Here is an 18,045-nt window from a genome sequence, read left to right as displayed (position 1 = left end):
CTGATGTGTGTCGGGTGTTAATGTAATGTTTCGTCTGGACGGTGTAGTGTGAGCTGCTTTAAGTCTTAGGAAAGCAATCAGCTTACGTACCACAGAATGGCGTATTAAAAATTGAATTCGGCCGAAAAGTCGATAACGTATATAAAACCAAGTGCAAAGAATAGTGCACACATAACAACGTTTGGCTTAGGATATTGTCACTGTATGTGAATGGATATTCGCTAAATACCGAAATAAGTGTTGGTGCTCATCCCCCAGAGGAAGATACCTCTACGAGTACTAACATCGACAAGCTATAGATATATGGAGAATAAAATGGCTGGTGTATTGGGAATGATTCTTGCTGGTGGTGAAGGCTCTCGCTTAAGACCTTTAACTGAATCTCGCAGCAAACCCTCGGTTCCTTTCGGTGGTAGTTACCGCTTAATTGATTTCGCTTTGAACAACTTCGTTAATGCTGATCTAATGAAGATCTACGTATTAACACAATTTAAGTCACAGTCACTGTTCCACCATATGAAAAAAGGCTGGAATATCAGTGGCATAACAGACCGTTTTATCGACCCAATTCCTGCGCAAATGCGTAAAGGAAAGCGTTGGTATGAAGGCACAGCAGATGCTATCTACCAAAACATGGGCTTTATGGAGTTGGAAGAACCTGATCAAGTATGTATTTTTGGTTCAGACCATATCTATAAGATGGACATCAAACAGATGCTTGATTTCCATAAAGAGAAGAAAGCGGCTCTAACAGTATCAGCATTGCGCATGCCGCTTGCTGAAGCATCAGAATTCGGTGTTATTGAGGTTGATGCTGACGGCCGTATGATTGGCTTTGAAGAGAAACCTGCAAATCCGAAGTCGATCCCGGGCGATCCAGAATCAGCGCTCGTTTCAATGGGCAACTACGTGTTCGAAGCGAAAGAGCTTTTTGCCGAACTAACGGAAGATGCTGATAGAGAAGGTTCGACACACGATTTCGGCAAAGACATTATTCCAAACATGTTCCCACGTGGTGATGTGTTTGTTTATGATTTCAGCACCAACCGTATTACTGGTGAGAAAGAAGAAGTTTACTGGCGCGATGTAGGTACGATTGACGCGTACTGGCAAGCGCACATGGACCTTCTTAAGAAAGATGCGCCATTCTCGCTATACAACCGTAAATGGCCTCTACACACTTATTACCCGCCACTACCACCAGCTACGTTTACTGATTCGGCAAATGGTCGAATTCAGATCATTGATAGCCTTGTGTGTAGCGGTAGTTATGTACGTGGTTCGCGTATTGAAAAGAGTGTATTGGGCTTCCGCAGCAATATCGCATCAGCGTGTGATATCAGCGAAAGTATCTTACTCGGTGATGTAAAAGTGGGTGAGGGTTGTATCTTGCGCCGCGTTATCATTGATAAAGATGCAGACATCGCACCGGGTACACAGATTGGTGTGAATCTGACAGAAGACAAAAAGCATTACCACGTATCTGACGATGGTGTTGTAGTGATTTCTAAAGGAGCACGAGTTGGTTACTAAGACTCTCTCGGTACTTTTTGTAGCGTCTGAAGTTGAAGGCTTGATTAAAAGTGGTGGCTTGGCTGATGTAGCCAAGGCACTGCCGAAAGCGTTGCAAACACTCGAACAGGACGTTCGAGTGACTATCCCCGCATATAGAAACATTCCAAACATTGATTCAGCAGAAGTTATTTTATCGACTGAACTCGATCATTGGCCTCATACGGCTTATCAAGTTAAAAAACTGAGCGTAGAAGGCGTTCCAGTTTTTGGTATTGAATGTGCCAAGTATTTCGACCGCCCGGAAATGTACGCAGAAAACAATCAAGCTTATGCTGATAACGGAGAGCGCTTCTCGTTCTTTAGTGCAGCCTGTCTTGATATGCTTCCTAAGCTTGGTTTTCAACCGGATATCATTCATGCAAATGACTGGCATACTGGTTTCGTTCCTTTCTTGCTTAAATCGCGTTATCAAGAACACGATTTCTTTGAAAATACGCGCAGTGTTATCTCGATCCACAATGCGGTTTTCAAAGGTGTGTTCGCATACGATGAACTTCAATTCCTGCCAGAGATGCACAGTTACCATGCGCCTGAAGCTTCAGTGAGTGACACTCATGTCACTATGCTAAGAGCTGGTGTGATGTGCGCGGATAAAGTGAACGCAGTAAGTCCTACCTATGCAGAAGAGTTGAAAACGGAATTAGGTAGCCACGGTATGGCTGCAGAATTCCAACACAGATCGGCTGATCTGTTCGGCATTTTGAATGGGTGTGATTACGGGGCTTGGAATCCGGAAACTGATGCTTTCCTGCCTCGTAAATACAAAGCGACCAAGCACAGCATGGCTCGCGGAAAATCAGCTTGTAAGCAAAAACTGCAACAAGATGTAGGTTTACCCGTTGCCGACTGCGCGGTTTATGGCATGGTTTGTCGCTTGACGAATCAAAAAGGTGTTCATTACTTACTGCCTATCATCGAACAGTTTTTGAAAAATGATCTGCAGATCGTGATTGTCGGTACTGGCGATCCGGTTTTAGCGAGTCAATTGAAAGAGCTATCAGCGCTTCACTCAGATAAGTTCTCGTTCGTGGAAGCGTACAATAATGAACTTGCGCACTTGGTTGAAGCAGGCTCTGATTTCTTCTTGATGCCTTCGGAATTTGAACCGTGTGGCTTAAACCAAATCTACAGCATGGCTTACGGTACTTTGCCGATTGTTCGTTCTGTGGGAGGTTTAAAAGACAGTGTGAATGATTACGATGAGGATCCTGAAGTCGCGACTGGGTTTGCTTTTGAAGAGCCAACACCGCAGGCGTTATTGGCTGTGTTACATCGTTCATTACTGCTTTACGCACAAAACCCATCTGAAATTAAGCGTGCTCAGCTTTATGCTATGCAGCAAGATTTTAGTTGGGAAGATGCGGCTAAAGAATACTTGGATATGTACCATTCAGCACTTTAACTTGTTGACTTAGTCTTAAAATTAGCTGGCGAGCAACAACCGCTCGTAATAAATGAAGGCGCTCTAATTGTAGAGTGCCTTTTTGTTTCCTGGTCAGAGCACATCACGTTTACGAAGACAAAGCTTGCAAACTCATTTTAGTCAGGTAGAAAAGGTGAGGTAGGTATTCACATGACTAATGATAGGTTTGACACTATTATCACTTAAAGTTCTTAATAGCGTGATATCCTTAGTCATCGCCTCGTGATGAGGCATAGCTCCATTCCAATAATTAAAGCGATAGGTATGTCTGAGAGTTTACTATTTCATAAAACATTTACTCACCCTACGAGCGATGAGTGGGTTGTATTTGTGCATGGCGCAGGAGGCAGTTCCTCCATCTGGTTCAAGCAGATCAAAGCGTATAAACAGCATTTCAACTTACTTCTCATTGATCTGAGAGGGCACGGTAAATCAGACAATATACTTAAAGGGCTGATTTCGAATCGCTATACGTTCAAATCGGTGACGCTTGATATTCTTAAAGTGTTAGACCATCTTAAAATCCGTTCTGCACATTTCGTTGGCATGTCTTTGGGCACGATTATTGTGCGTAACGTTGCGGAACTAGCGGCTGGCCGTGTACGTTCAATGGTACTGGGTGGCGCTGTCACCAAGCTAAATACTCGCTCTCAAGTGTTAATCAAGTTGGGTAACCTCAGCAAGCACATCATTCCTTACATGTGGTTATACAGCCTTTTTGCTTATGTTGTGATGCCACAAAAGAGCCAAAAAGAGTCTCGTCATCTTTTTATCCGCGAAGCTAAAAAGCTGTGTCAAAAAGAGTTTAAGCGTTGGTTTATCTTAACGGCTGATGTAAACCCATTGATGAAGTATTTCAAAGACAGAGAATTGCCGATCCCAACCCTTTATTTAATGGGAGAACGTGACTACATGTTCATCAAGCCTGTAAAAGAAATGGTCGCAGCGCATGAGTCGAGTGAGCTAGTAGAAATTCCGAATTGTGGACACGTGTGTAACGTGGAAAACCCTGAAGAGTTTAATCAGCGTTCGATTGCGTTTATTCAAAAACAAATTCAGTGATTTTCTAGGCGTGAAATCAAAGATGATGAGTTAATCGAATTGAAATAAAAACGGGAAGCTAACTTTAGCTTCCCGTTTTTAATTGGAGGAGGTATCTGACCGAATCGTTCTATCAGGTCACTGAAACCCTGCTATTCAGGTGAGGCAGCACCGCACTGCCAGCAAGAGCCGAATTGCGCTTCGTTGACTTCATGACACTCACCACAACGCCACTCTTCATAGATGATCGAATCTTGCTGCTTTTGGTAGTCATTGACAAGCATGCGAGCTTTACTGGCCAATTCTGGCTCATATAACCATACGTAAGGGTCAGTTTCTTCAGTGAATGGGATTTCCCCCTTTAATCCGAACAACCCCTCACCACGGACTTCACAGGCAATATTCTCGCTTTCTAACAACCCACAGATGATATGAGCTTCTGTCGGATTCGATGCACTGAAGATTTTCATTGAATTAGAACCTTATTCGGCTATCTGTGTTATTTAGTTATTATAAATTATTCAGCTACGGGCGCTGAACGAAACTTACCCATCAACCATTTAGCCACTATTGGGAATATACCCAATAACGCAAATGACAATAGTACTGAAGGGGAGACGATGCCCGAAAGTGAATCAATTTCTGCGAGCTGAGTACCAGCATTCAAGAAAACCGCCGTCCCCGGTAACATCCCGATTTGACTCGTAAGGTAGTAACGACTCACTGACATGGGTGTTAGACCCATCAATAGGTTGATAAGGAAAAATGGGAATACAGGAATCAGACGCAGAGAAAACAGGTAAAATGCGCCGTCTTTTTCAACCCCCTTGTTAATCGTCGCCAATTTGTCACCAAACTTGGTTTGAATCCAGTCACGCAACAGGTAACGGCTACTTAAGAAGGCTAAGGTCGCACCGATCGCACTTGCGAAAGATACCAGCAGCAAGCTGTTCCAGAAGCCAAATAGCGCGGCCCCTAATAGGGTCACAACAGCGGCACCGGGAATGGAGAAAGCTGTAATCATTACATACGCGACAAAATAGATAGCGGCAGCCGCAATAAAGTTGCTGTCAATGTAGTCATTTAACACAGCTTGTTGGGCCTTAGCATTTTCAAGCGTTAAGTACTGGCCGAAATTGATGCCTAACAAGACGATGGTTACGACCAACACAATACCCAATATCATTTTCTTACTCATTGATACTTCCTCTAAATTTTCAATGCATACCGATAGTATAGATAGACAGGCAAAGCATAGATTAACTTTCAGCAGATATAAAAAAAGCCGCAGTAAATGCGGCTTAGTTATGTATATAGATTGCACTGACAATGTTAATTGACGCGATTGATAAGCTCTTCGCGACGCTGCTGCGGTATAACAGACCAATGTGTACCATTAATCGCGCCTTCTAGCGCCCAAAGTAGTTCAATACTGACAGAAGACGCATGCGATTCTTTGATGGCGTTAAATGCGTTTACAGAGCCAGATTCATATAAACGTTCTACAGAATCGATCCCTGCCTTTTTCAACATACGCTCGGTAGCGAGTCGAAGATTAGGCAGATCTTTGAGTCGGGTCGGCTTAGCAGAAGACTGCTCAGCTTTTTCTTCTTTAGCAAAACCTAGAGACGTGGTTGCAAGCTGCAAGATTTTCTCTTGGTCTTGCCAGAGGCCTTCAGGTAAAGCGAAATATTTAGTAACGACAGGGAAACCACGTTTTTTGTAGACGTACGGTTGAAACCCTTGTTGTTCGAATTGTTTCGTTGTGCCTTTGTCTGCGCGTATGTGCAACTGGTCATTTACAACCAGAGCAAACATAGTGTCATCAGCAAAAAGACCGAAGCCACCAAACATTGAGCGTGATTTTATTTTTCCTAGGGACTCAAATAACTTCATCGAGTCCTTTAGTATCGGTTTATCCATGTTATTTATCTCGGTGTATTTGAACTACGCCACCAAATAAGCAGGTCCGAGAGATTAGCAAAATGTTGCAATTAAATTGTCAATAAGCCGTAAATTACTAAATTATTAGTAGTTACTGCATTTTGCCATCGGTAACCCCGCTACCATACCAACGAGTGGTTTAGGCCGGAAGCTTTGCGTCTCACTCTTTCGAGTGGTTTGCCCTGTGCGTGACTGATTGAATAGAATAAAGTTTTTGTTGAATGAAGCTCACAGTTGATATTTCAAAATGTGATATTGCTTCAATTAATGATCTTTCATTTATGCATAAGGGTTCATTATAGTTGCTGATAAAAAAAGCGCACCTAAAGGTGCGCTTGATGAAATTAAACTCGAATTATCAACTAATTTAACGTTTTAACTGTACTTCGTTCAACAATTTCAGGGTGCATTTCGAAGACGCGTTTTTCGTGGTCTTTGTCTTTGATGCGCTCTAATAGAATTTCGAATGCATTCTTACCAACACGACGTTTTGGTTGGTGAACGGTCGTTAGCGGCGGAGAGAAGTATTCAGCCAGTTCGATGTTGTCGTAACCGATCACTGAGATATCTTCTGGAATGCGAATGCCTTTTTCTTGCAGGCGGCTCATTAAGCCGAGTGCCATTGTATCGTTAAAGCAGAATACCGCTGTTGGACGATCTTCCATCTCAACGATTTGTTCTGCAGCAAGAACAGCCGTATCACACTCAAAGTTGCCTTCGATGATCATATTTTCATCAGCAGAAATCTTTGCTTCGTTGAGTGCGCGCTTGTAACCGGCAATACGTTCAACACATGCTGCTTTGTCTAAGTGGCCACTTAAACATGCAATCTTAGAGTGACCGCGTTCAATAAGGTATTTGGTCGCTAGGTAGCCACCTTCTTCTGAGTTATCGATGATCTTATCAGCCTGAGAGCTCTCAGGGCCCCAGTCCATGATAACTTTAGGGATGTCAGCGTGACGGTCTAACATCTCTCTTAGTTCTTCAGTTAGGTCTGAACACATAACTAAGATGCCATCTACACGTTTCTCTGCAAGCATTCGAATGTAGTCACGTTGCTTCTCATAGATACCGCCCGTATTACACAGGATCAAAGTGTAACCTTGACGGTAGCAGTAGCTCTCAACACCATCGATAACTTCAGAGAAGAATAGGTTAGTTGATTGAGTCACTAGCATGCCGATGGTGCGTGTTGTATTACACTTCAAACTACGAGCAACAGCACTTGGTGCATAGTTCAGTTCATCTACGGCTTTGTTTACTTTTTCTTGAGTTGCTTCTGCAACAAAGCGAGTTTTGTTGATTACGTGAGAAACGGTTGTTGTTGATACGCCGGCTAAGCGAGCGACATCTTTTATAGTGGCCATGGTTTTATCCTATTAGAAGCTACTTTCCCAAAGTACGGAATAAAGTAGCCGTTAAGCTACCTAACTAAGAGCTTAAATTTGTAGGGCTCTTTGGGTACTAAAGTGCTAAAAAACAAAAAACCGCTATTGAGCGGCTTGTCTTAACACCGAAATGCTCTGAACTTTAATAAGCATAGCATTTCGTGAATGTTTCATATTTTATCGTTTGCGGTCACAATTTTAGACTGACTAGAAATTACTCGCAATAAAATTCACCCAGAAATCCGGGTGAATTGTCACATTCTACTGAATTTATTTACCTAGTCATCCAAGAAGCTATTCACCAGCTAAATATTGAGTGTCTAATTGACAGAATGCGAGTAGCAACGATGAGACGGAGGCGTAGAAACCGAATTCATCAACGTCATGACATTTCACGTTGAACTTTGGTAACCAAGTCAGCAGTTGTTGTTCGATAAACTGCTGTTGAGCGGCAAATGAATTCTCTAGTTCTTCTTCAATATTCGTTTCGTTTGAACGAATGATCAAGTTACCAAGGAAATCGAGTTCGATAGCAATGTGGTCTGCTGGCTCTTTTAGATCTTGGTTCACAACTAAGTTGTGCTTAGCCATGATCTCTTCCATATCTTTTGCTGGCTTATCATTCAAAAGGCCAGTTTCGCCGATATACATTGAAGCGTAAGGAAGAGCGCCGTGCTTATCTGTCTTTAAGAAAAGATCGCAAAAGTCTGCAGACAGTTCTAGCTGAGCATCTTCACGAGTTTGTAGGCGGTTCAGCGCATCCACTAACTTATCAATCGCTGGCTTTAGTGTCTCATTTTCGCCTAAACCAGTTAGGAAAGAACGAATTTCAACAGAGTGGTAGTGATCGAGTTCTTCTTGAGTGAGCTCTTTGGCAAATAAGCTTGATAGCCACCAGTATATTTCTGCTCTTTGCTCGTTGAACGCTTTCGTATCTTTCATTTGTTAGATCCTGACTTAGTCTTGTGATGTTGCTTATATGCATCTTGAAGTCACTTGGGCATAAGCACACCAAGGCTGAATAACAAGGTTATTTGCGAAACGCAAAGTTACTCGTTAGTAGTAATGCCTATATTGAATTGCGATGGACGATAAATAGCAAGGTTTAAGATTGTCTTGTATCAAAAAAAATCCATGTTTCTGGCTTTTATCTTCTGTACCACTAGAATTGTTACTAGTTATGAATAGAATAGTCACTGAAACTATTAAATAAGAAAAGTGGTGTAGATGAGCTATCACGTATTAGTCGTAGAAGATGATGTGGTAACCCGCAGTAAACTGGTTGGATACTTCCAGAACGAGGGTTACACAGTGAGCGAAGCAGAAAGCGGCGCTCAAATGAGAAACGTGTTAGAAGAAAACAACGTTGACCTCATTATGCTGGACATCAACTTACCAGGCGAAGATGGATTGATGCTAACTCGCGAATTACGCAGTCAATCAGACATTGGAATTATTTTAGTTACTGGACGCACGGATAGCATCGACAAAATCGTTGGCCTTGAAATGGGCGCTGACGATTACGTTACTAAACCCTTCGAACTTCGCGAGTTATTAGTTCGAGTTAAAAACCTACTTTGGCGTATTTCTGCTGCTCGTAAAACAGCAGCGGGCGCAGTCGAAGAAATATCAGATGAGTCTGTGGTTCGTTTTGGTGAGTGGACATTTGATATCCCTCGTCGTGCGTTAAGCAAAAACGGCGAACCGGTGAAATTGACCAAAGCAGAATACGAACTGCTAGTGGCATTGTCTTCTTACCCTAACCAAGTATTAAGCCGCGAACGTATTTTGAATATGATTAGCCACCGAGTGGACGCGCCTAATGACCGTACTATCGACGTATTGATTCGTCGTATGCGTGCAAAAATGGAGTTTGATCCTAAGAACCCACAAATTTTTGTGACGGTTCACGGTGAAGGTTACATGTTCGCTGGTGATTGATTTCCTTCGGAAGTGATTAATCAACAACGAAATTTAAACGTAAAAAGCCGAGACACCATTGATGTCTCGGCTTTTTTATTGCTTAGCTTTCATTGTTAACGAACAGAGAACCTAAAAATACTTGCCGACTCAGTCTGCTCAGTATGAGTTTAAAGATTCAATTGGCTTACTGAGGCTGAGCCGCAGAAACTTCACCGTCATCTTCAACTAAGCTGGAAGCTTCTGGAATCACCGGCTCTTCAACAATGTCATTGCTTGTATCTAGCCAATCACGCAGGCTTTGCCAAACTAATCCCATAGTTTCGTGCCAGTATCGCTCAGTCTGCTCAAGGTAAAGAGCTTTTGGCAGGTACTTGTTCCAAGGCTCAACTATACCTTCTTGTGCAAGGTAGTTAGTTGGTGCCGGCAGTGGTTTCATTCCAGCAGCATTGAATTCGTTCAGTGCGCGAGTCATATGGCTCGCTGAAGTCACCAACACCATTCTTTTATTCTTAACGAACGCAGCGGCTTGGCGGGCTTCTTCCCAAGTGTCTTTTGCGGTTTCAAGCAGAATGATGTTGGGCTTTGCTACGCCAAGTGCTAAAGCCACTTTAGCCATCATTCTTGCGTTACTTACTTCAGTGCCTGCGCCATAGCCAGACAAAATGAGTTTTGCACCAGGGTAGAGGCGTAGAATACGAATCCCTTCACTTAAACGCATCAGGCCGGTGCGGCTAAGTTCTGATGTCGGTGGAATTTGGTCGTCTACGACGTGACCACTTCCAAGAACCATCACGTAATCGACGGTTTCATCGACAGGTAAAAATGCGGTGTGTTGCCTTTCCATTGGCATTAAAAGTTGACTAGAAACTGGCTGGAAAGCGATTAGGAAAATACCACATAGGGCTGAGAGGGTGATTAGGCAACCAGTCTTCCTTTTGGTAGTAAACATCACTAGGGCTAAACCCAGAAAAGCGAGAATTAACATTGCTGGCAGTGGCATCAATAGCGAAGACACTACTTTTTTCAGCTCAAACATATCCGAATAGTCCGAAAAAACATCACTTAGTAGTAAAAAGAGACATCGCCTCTTTATTCCTGAAATTCCTGTGACAGAATAGCAGGCACGATAGGACATAATAACTCAAGTAGCCGTGACTGAAGACCGTAATTTCGACGATATTGCCCACAAATTTGCAAAAAATATTTACGGCTCTGACAAAGGAGAGATCCGTCAGATCATCGTATGGGAAGATTTAGAACAAGCTTTGAGCAAGTTTGAGCAATCAGCTTCGCCGCTGCATGTGCTTGATGCTGGAGGCGGCCTTGCGCAGATGTCGCAAAAATTGCGTCGCTTGGGCATAACGTTTCTCTGTGTGATCTCTCTTCTGAAATGCTGAAGCTCGCCGAAGAAAGTATCAGCGAAGCGGGTTTGCTAGAGCAATATCGATTTATTCATTCACCGGTACAAAAAGTCGCAGAACATCTCGATGAGAAAGTCGATTTTGTGATGTTTCATGCCGTAATGGAATGGTTAGCCGATCCTAAAGAGGCGCTTGATTTATTGCTTGAACAAGTTAAGCCAGGTGGTGTTGCCTCGATAATGTTTTACAACCACCACGGATTAGTCCTGAAAAATGTGATTTGTGGCAACATTCCTCATGTATTGAATGGGATGCCACATCGAAAACGGTTTAAGCTGCAACCACAAAAAGGCTTGAAGCCGGAAGAGGTTTATCAATGGATAGAAGACGCTGGTCTAGAAATCTGTGGTAAATCAGGCATTCGCTCTTTCAGTGACTACATAGGTAATATGGAGTACATGGGCGATTACCAATTTGAAGATGTATTGGAACTGGAAAAACAGCTATGTCGCCAAGAGCCATATCTGTCACTAGGCCGTTATATTCACGTTTGGGCTCAAAAACCTGCGCAATAACAGCGGTGAATGTGGTAAAAGAAGCCACAACATGCGCTATGCAATCGTAAGAAGCCCGCGTCATAAAGAAATAGGCGTCATATCTAATACATTCGATATGACGAAGAACAGTAACAGGAACCACAATGAGTGAAATGACTCAAACTGCCGAAGAGCAGCCAATTGATGAGTTGGTGGGCTGGGTCAAGCAGCATGATTTTTCATTAAACTTGCCACCAGAGCGCTTAGCATTTTTGATTGCTATCGCAGTACTAAGCAATGAAAGGTTCGATGAAGAGTTGGGCGAGGGTGAACTGCACGATGCATTTACCATCGTCACTCGACTGTTTGAAGATACTGGCGAAGCGTCCGCGTTTCGTGCCAACAATGCCATCAACGAGTTAGTTAAACAGAAGTTGATTAGCCGCTTTACCAGCGAAATCACCGATGGTGCGAGTATTTATCGCTTATCACCATTGGCGATTGGTATTTCAGATTATTACTTACGCCACCGTCAGTTCTCTAAGTTAAAACTGTCTATCCAGCTTTCTATGGTTGCGGACGAGATGGCAAAAGCCATTGAAGCAGCACAAAAAGGCGGAACTCCAGGACATTGGAGAAAGAATGTTTACGGCGTGCTCAAGTATTCTGTTGGTGAAATTTTCGATCAGATTGATCTTAACCAACGTGTTATGGATGAGCAGCAGCAAACCGTTAAACAGCAAATTGCCGACCTTTTAAACAAGGATTGGCGAGAGGCGATTAACAACTGTGAAACCTTGCTTTCAGAAACCTCGTCCACACTAAAAGAATTGCAAGACACCTTGCAAGCGGCGGGGGATGAACTGCAAACACAGATCCTCGATATTCAAGAAATTGTTTACGGTGACGATGAACTCGAGTTCGTTGGCGAAACCCTGTTCGGCTTGCAGATGAAGCTAGACCGAATCACCAGTTGGGGCCAACAAGCCATCGATTTATGGATCGGCTACGACCGCCATGTTCACAAGTTCATCCGTACCGCGATTGATATGGATAAAAACCGCGCCTTTAGCCAGCGCTTGCGTCAGTCAGTCACTGACTACTTTGATGCGCCTTGGTTATTGACCTACGCCGATGCTGAGAAGCTGACGGATCTTCGTGATGAAGCGCTCGTGCTTCGTGATGACGAAGTGATGGGACAAGCACCAATCGACGTAGAGTACGAAGAATTTGAGCAAGTAAATGACCTGCTTTCAGATCGAATTGCAGAGATGTTAAAAGCTCACAAACAGCAAGGCGCGCCAATTGATCTTGGCCTTGTGTTACGCGATTACCTCGCTGCACACCCTCGCACACACCATTTTGATTTAGCCAGAATTGTTGTCGACCAAGCCGTGCGCTTAGGTTACTCAGAGTCTGACTATCAGGCTATTCAGCCAGATTGGCAGGCAATTAACGATTTCGGTGCAAAGGTACAAGCAAATGTCATTAACAAGTACTGATGATTACATGCCAGAGAAACTGGTAAAAGCGATAGCGAACCCACTGTTCCCTGCGCTAGATAGCATGCTGCGTTCAGGTAAGCATGTTTCAACAGAAGACCTAGATAACCACGCGTTGCTGTCTGATTTTGAAGTTGAGCTTCAGCATTTCTATCAACGCTACAATACGGAATTGGTAAAAGCGCCGGAAGGTTTCTATTACCTGCGTCCGCGTTCTACGTCTCTGATTGGTCGTAGTGTGTTGTCTGAGCTCGACATGTTGGTTGGAAAGGTGTTGTGTTTCTTATACCTAAGCCCAGAACGTCTTGCTCATGAAGGTATCTTCACCAACCAAGAACTGTTTGATGAGTTGATGTCGTTAGCGGATGAGAAAAAACTCATGAAGCTAGCAACCAACCGTGCGTCTGGTTCTGACCTAGATAAAGAAAAGCTGTTCGAAAAAGTACGTACTTCTCTACGTCGTTTACGCCGTATCGGCATGCTGATTGCGATTGGTGAAACCGGCAAGTTCCGTATCAGCGAAGCGGTATTCCGTTTTGGCGCTGACGTTCGTGTTGGCGATGATATGAAAGAAGCGCAGTTACGTCTTATCCGTGATGGTGAAGCTGTGGTGCATACCCAAGAGCCTAACCAAGGTAGCTTGTTGAATGAAGAACAAGCGGAAGCCACATCAGAAGTAGATGCAGACGTAGACGAAAACGGTCAACAAGACATTTTTAACGATCAAGCTGACTTTGACCTTGAGTCAAATGCTGGCGAACAAACAAAAGTAGAAGGTGAAGCATGATTGAAAGAGGTAAGTATCAATCATTAACCATGGTCAACTGGAACGGCTTCTTTGCGCGTACTTTTGATATTGATGGATTGGTTACAACGCTTTCTGGCGGTAACGGTGCGGGTAAGTCGACCACAATGGCGGCATTCATCACAGCACTGATCCCTGACCAAAGCCTTCTGCATTTCCGTAACACAACGGAAGCGGGTAGCTCACAGTCATCTCGTGATAAAGGCCTTTACGGTAAGCTTCAGCCAGGCGCATGTTATGCCGCACTAGATGTTGTGAACTCTCGTAATCAGCGTCTATTGTTTGCAGTAAAACTGCAGCAAGTCGCGGGTCGTGATAAGAAAGTCGACATTAAACCGTTCGTTATCCAAGGCCTTCCAAGCCATGTGAAACCAACGGATGTGTTGATTCAGAACGTTTCAGACAGCCACGCTCGCGTATGTCAGTTGAACGACGTGAAAGCGGCGGTTGCACAATACGAAGGCACGCATTTTAAGGCCTTCTCTTCGATTGTTGATTACCACTCGCAAATGTTTGAATACGGTGTGGTACCGAAGAAACTACGTAACAGCAGCGACCGTTCTAAGTTCTACCGCCTAATTGAAGCATCACTTTACGGTGGTATCTCAAGTGCGATTACGCGTTCTCTGCGTGATTATCTGTTACCGCAAAATGGTGGTGTGAAGAAAGCGTTCCAAGACATGGAATCAGCACTACGCGAAAACCGTATGACGCTAGAAGCGATCAAAACGACTCAGTCGGATCGTGATTTGTTTAAGCACTTGATCACTGAATCTACGAACTACGTGGCAGCAGATTACATGCGCCATGCTAACGATCGTCGCAACAAGCTTGATCAAACCATGAAGTTCCGTGGTGAGCTGTTTGGTTCTCGTGAAACCTTGCTTGATCAAAACAACTTGTTGAACCGCGTTCAAGAAGAACTAGAGTTACTTGTCGATCAAGAATCAGCACTAGAGCAAGATTACCAAGCGGCTTCGGATCATCTGCAATTAGTTCAAACTGCACTTCGTCAGCAAGAGAAAATTGCCCGCTACAGCGAAGATCTAGAAGAGCTTAACGAGCGTCTAGAAGAGCAAATGATGGTGGTTGAAGAAGCTCAAGAGCGAGTACTTCTTGCTGAAGAGCAGGCAACCATCACTGAAGAAGAAGTGGATAGCCTGAAAACTCAGCTTGCTGACTACCAACAAGCATTGGATGTTCAGCAGACTCGTGCACTTCAATACCAGCAAGCGGTTCAAGCATTAGAGAAAACTAAGCAGCTACTTGGTGATGAGTCTATTACGGCAGAAAGCGCACTAACTCTGGTTTCTGAGCTAAAAGCACAAGAAGAATCAAGCACTCAAACGCTGCTGTCTACTAAACATAAACTAGACATGTCTTCTGCTGCTTCTGCGCAGTTCGACAAAGCGCTCGCTCTTGTTAAAAGTATTGTGGGTGACGTTGAGCGTAAAGAAGCGTCTCAAAGCGCTAAGCAAGCTTTAGAAAAAGGCCGTAACGCAAAACACGTTGTTGAAAATGAACAGCAGTGGCGTGCTCAGCACCGCGATATGGCTCGTGATGTGGCTCAGCAGCGTCAAGCAAAAGAGCTAGCGACTGAATACCAAAAGCAACACAACATCTCACTGACTGACGAAGCGGTTTTCGATGAAGAACGTGAACGTCACGCTATGCAGATCGAATCTCTTGAGTACGCTCAAGAAGAACTGCGTGAAGCGAAGAGTGAGCAACGTCGTGTGCAACAAAACCACGACCAAGAGATTCAAAAGCTTGAGTCCATTGCTCCAGCGTGGATCACGGCAAACGATGCGCTTGAAGCATTAAGAGATCAAACCGACGCTGAGCTAGAAGATAGCCAAGCGGTGATGACTCAAATGCAGCAAGTGCTTGAAGATGAGAAATCTCAAGCGGTAGCAAAAGATCAGTTGGCTACGCGCCGAGCTGAACTTGAGCAAGAGATTGAGCGTTTAGCCTCTCCAGGTGGCTCTAACGATCCTCGTTTGAAAGGTCTGGCGGATACGCTTGGTGGCGTGTTGCTTTCTGAGATCTACGATGACATCACGATTGGTGATGCGCCGTACTTCAGTGCGATGTACGGCCCAGCTCGTCACGCAATTGTGGTTTCTGATCTTGATGGTATTAAAGAGAAGCTGGTGGATCTTGATGATTGTCCAGAAGACCTTTACATCCTAGAAGGCGATGTCGACGCGTTTGATGACAGTTCATTCAATGCCGATGAGCTTGAAGGCGCGGTGTGTGTTCAATTGAACGATCGCCAAATGCGTTACTCTCGTTTCCCTGAGATCCCACTGTTTGGTCGTGCGGCTCGTGAGCAGCGTTTAGAGAAACTGCGAGAAGAGCGCGATGTGGTTGTTGAGAATCACGCGAAAGCTGCGTTTGACTCTCAAAAGCTGAATCGTTTATACCAAGCATTCAACAGCTTTGTAGCGAAACACCTGCACGTTGCGTTTAATGCAGACCCAGAGCAAGCACTTGCTGCGATTCGTGATAAGCGTAATCAAATTGTTCGTTCTCTGGCTGAGCTTAACTCTAAAGAGCAGCAGCAACGCAGTCAGCTTCTACAAAGCAAGCAGGCACTTGGTGCGCTAGATAAATTAGCACCAATGGTTCGTATTTTAGAAGACGAAACATTGGCTGAGCGTTTAGCTGAATTAGAAGCGCAACTAGAGCGTTTAAGTGAAGCGAAATCTTACTTGAATACGCACGGCAAGGCGCTTACTTCTCTAGAACAGTTCGTATCTGCACTAGACGCTGACCCAGAGCAATTCGAAGCTTTGGAAGCAGAGTACCGTCAAGCAGACAACGCGCTACAAACGCTAAAAGGCAAAGTGTTCGCACTGTCTGATCTGATTGAGCGTCGTCATTACTTTGCTTACGCGGATTCTGTTGATTTGCTTAATAAGAGCAGTGAACTGAGCGAGCAACTGAAAGCGAAGTTGGTTCAAGCTGAACAAGCAAGAACCAAAGGCCGCGATGGCTTGAAGCAAGCTCGCGAACAGATGAACCAATACAACCAAGTATTGGCGGCACTGAAGAGCTCACATCAAGCGAAGCAAGAAACGGTTCAAGAGTTCAAACAAGAGCTACAAGAGTTCGGCGTAAACGCTGACGAAGGCGCTGAAGAGCGTGCTGTACGTCGTCGTGACGAGCTTCAAGAGCGTCTGCACACATCTCGCAGCCGTAAGAGTGAATACGAGCGTACGATTACGTCAACTGAACTTGAGATGAAAGCACTGGCTAAGCGTCTTAAGAAAGTTCAAAAAGAGTACACCGAGCTTCGTACTTTCGTTGTTGCAGCGAAAGCGGGTTGGTGTTCAGTACTTCGTTTAGCGCGTGAGAATGATGTTGAACGTCGTCTGCATAAACGTGAACTGGCTTATCTAACGGCAGGCGAGCTTCGCTCTATGTCGGATAAATCACTGGGTGCGCTACGTCTGGCGGTAGCCGACAATGACGACCTGCGTGATTCGCTGCGTTTATCTGAAGACAACGCGCATCCAGAGCGTAAAGTTCTGTTCTACATTGCGGTTTACCAACACCTTCGTGAGCGTATTCGCCAAGATATTATTCACACGGATGATCCGGTTGAAGCAATCGAAGAGATGGAAGTGGAGCTAGCTCGACTAACAGAAGAGTTGACGCAGCGTGAAAATCGCCTGGCAATCAGCTCTGAGTCCGTAGCAAGCATCATCAAGAAAACGATTCAGCGCGAGCAGAACCGTATTCGAATGCTGAATCAAGGTTTGTCTAACATTTACTTTGGTCAGGTTAAAGGCGTACGTCTGAACGTTAAGATCCGTGAAAGCCACGAGATCTTGCTATCAGGGCTAGCAACTCAACAAGAGCAACACAAAGACTTGTTTGAATCAACGCGCTTTACCTTCTCAGAAGCGATGGCGAAGTTGTTCCAACGAGTGAACCCGCATATCGATATGGGTCAACGTTCTCCACAGGTTCTTGGTGAAGAGCTACTGGATTACCGTAACTACCTAGAGCTGAGTGTTGAAGTTAACCGTGGTTCAGATGGTTGGTTACAAGCTGAATCGGGCGCATTGTCTACGGGTGAGGCGATCGGTACGGGTCAGTCAATCCTATTGATGGTTATTCAGAGCTGGGAAGAGGAATCTCGTCGACTTCGCAGTAAAGACATCGTTCCATGTCGTTTGTTGTTCCTTGATGAAGCAGCACGTTTGGATTCTAAGTCGATCTCTACGCTGTTTGAACTGTGTGACCGTTTGGGTATGCAACTTCTGATTGCAGCACCTGAAAACATTAGCCCAGAGAAAGGTACAACCTACAAACTGGTTCGTAAGGTCTTCAAAGACCACGAACACGTACATGTTGTTGGCCTGCGCGGTTTTGCTCAAAACAAACCAGCATCTCCGGTGCAAGAGCTTATCGAAGAAACTGAGCAATAACTTTGATAGCCGAATTATAATCTTGATAGCCGAGCAATAACCTTGATAGCTTAGCTATAAGCTCGAAAGCGACTCAATGATATTTGTTCAAAGCCCCTAATCATTAGG

The 18,045-nt window shown here is 44.4% G+C and carries 13 protein-coding genes, 1 pseudogene and 1 riboswitch; of the genes and pseudogenes, 8 read left to right on the top strand and 6 right to left on the bottom strand.

Features of this window, described 5'->3' with window-relative positions:
• Window positions 1–303 precede the first annotated feature (303 nt).
• From glgC to AB4185_RS02100, 3 genes are all read left to right on the top strand, one after another.
• Window positions 304–1,533 carry a glucose-1-phosphate adenylyltransferase gene (gene glgC / locus AB4185_RS02110; RefSeq protein WP_080582251.1) on the top strand — a complete coding sequence of 410 codons (1,230 nt, stop codon included), beginning with the start codon at window positions 304–306 and terminating at the stop codon, window positions 1,531–1,533.
• Complete coding sequence (glgA, locus tag AB4185_RS02105; RefSeq protein ID WP_102332491.1) at window positions 1,523–2,977, top strand: glycogen synthase GlgA; 1,455 nt, start codon at window positions 1,523–1,525, stop codon at window positions 2,975–2,977. Before glgC ends, glgA begins: the two co-directional genes overlap by 11 nt.
• Window positions 2,978–3,262: 285 nt before the next feature.
• Window positions 3,263–4,060, top strand: a complete 798-nt coding sequence (locus AB4185_RS02100; protein ID WP_017062100.1) for an alpha/beta fold hydrolase — start codon at window positions 3,263–3,265, stop codon at window positions 4,058–4,060.
• Between the two features lie 131 nt (window positions 4,061–4,191).
• Here AB4185_RS02100 and AB4185_RS02095 read toward each other — a convergent pair whose 3' ends face one another.
• The 5 genes from AB4185_RS02095 to torD form a co-directional block, all read right to left on the bottom strand.
• Window positions 4,192–4,509, bottom strand: coding sequence for a DUF2007 domain-containing protein (locus tag AB4185_RS02095; RefSeq protein WP_017062099.1), 318 nt, complete (start codon window positions 4,507–4,509; stop codon window positions 4,192–4,194).
• A 47-nt stretch (window positions 4,510–4,556) separates the two neighbouring features.
• Entirely contained in the window at window positions 4,557–5,237 is a 681-nt protein-coding gene (locus AB4185_RS02090) for a TVP38/TMEM64 family protein (RefSeq protein WP_059020315.1), read from the bottom strand.
• A gap of 134 nt (window positions 5,238–5,371) precedes the next feature.
• Window positions 5,372–5,962: a TfoX/Sxy family DNA transformation protein gene (locus AB4185_RS02085; protein ID WP_019820997.1), complete on the bottom strand. Its 591-nt coding sequence runs from the start codon at window positions 5,960–5,962 to the stop codon at window positions 5,372–5,374.
• Window positions 5,963–6,089: 127 nt separating this feature from the next.
• Window positions 6,090–6,175: riboswitch (cyclic di-GMP riboswitch) on the bottom strand.
• A gap of 170 nt (window positions 6,176–6,345) precedes the next feature.
• Window positions 6,346–7,350 (bottom strand): HTH-type transcriptional repressor PurR, encoded by a 1,005-nt coding sequence (gene purR / locus AB4185_RS02080; protein ID WP_017062096.1) that lies wholly within the window; start codon window positions 7,348–7,350, stop codon window positions 6,346–6,348.
• A gap of 315 nt (window positions 7,351–7,665) precedes the next feature.
• Complete coding sequence (gene torD / locus AB4185_RS02075; RefSeq protein WP_017062095.1) at window positions 7,666–8,313, bottom strand: molecular chaperone TorD; 648 nt, start codon at window positions 8,311–8,313, stop codon at window positions 7,666–7,668.
• A 285-nt stretch (window positions 8,314–8,598) separates the two neighbouring features.
• Between torD and torR the strand changes: the two genes are divergently transcribed.
• A complete protein-coding gene (gene torR / locus AB4185_RS02070; protein ID WP_017062094.1) occupies window positions 8,599–9,312 on the top strand; it encodes a two-component system response regulator TorR in 714 nt (237 codons plus the stop codon).
• Window positions 9,313–9,478: 166 nt separating this feature from the next.
• Here the strand turns inward: torR and elyC are convergent, their stop codons facing one another.
• Window positions 9,479–10,330, bottom strand: coding sequence for an envelope biogenesis factor ElyC (elyC, locus tag AB4185_RS02065; protein WP_372057981.1), 852 nt, complete (start codon window positions 10,328–10,330; stop codon window positions 9,479–9,481).
• A gap of 115 nt (window positions 10,331–10,445) precedes the next feature.
• On the opposite strand from elyC, the pseudogene cmoM reads away from it, so the two are divergent.
• The 4 genes and pseudogenes from cmoM to mukB all read left to right on the top strand — a co-directional run bounded on the left by cmoM (window position 10,446) and on the right by mukB (window position 17,937).
• Window positions 10,446–11,230: pseudogene (gene cmoM / locus AB4185_RS02060) on the top strand (tRNA uridine 5-oxyacetic acid(34) methyltransferase CmoM).
• Window positions 11,231–11,355: 125 nt separating this feature from the next.
• The gene (mukF, locus tag AB4185_RS02055) at window positions 11,356–12,693 is read left to right on the top strand and encodes a chromosome partition protein MukF (RefSeq protein ID WP_017055049.1); all 1,338 of its coding nucleotides are present in this window, start codon (window positions 11,356–11,358) and stop codon (window positions 12,691–12,693) included.
• Window positions 12,674–13,480: a chromosome partition protein MukE gene (gene mukE / locus AB4185_RS02050; protein WP_017067527.1), complete on the top strand. Its 807-nt coding sequence runs from the start codon at window positions 12,674–12,676 to the stop codon at window positions 13,478–13,480. Before mukF ends, mukE begins: the two co-directional genes overlap by 20 nt.
• Window positions 13,477–17,937, top strand: a complete 4,461-nt coding sequence (mukB, locus tag AB4185_RS02045) for a chromosome partition protein MukB (protein ID WP_372134773.1) — start codon at window positions 13,477–13,479, stop codon at window positions 17,935–17,937. The genes mukE and mukB overlap by 4 nt, the downstream gene beginning before the upstream one ends.
• Window positions 17,938–18,045 lie beyond the last annotated feature (108 nt).

This window comes from Vibrio sp. 10N.286.48.F5 (genome assembly GCF_041469785.1).
GTDB classification, from domain to species: domain Bacteria; phylum Pseudomonadota; class Gammaproteobacteria; order Enterobacterales; family Vibrionaceae; genus Vibrio; species Vibrio crassostreae_C.
The sequence above is the reverse complement of the archived record's forward strand: the minus strand, read 5'-3'. Positions and strand labels throughout refer to the sequence as shown.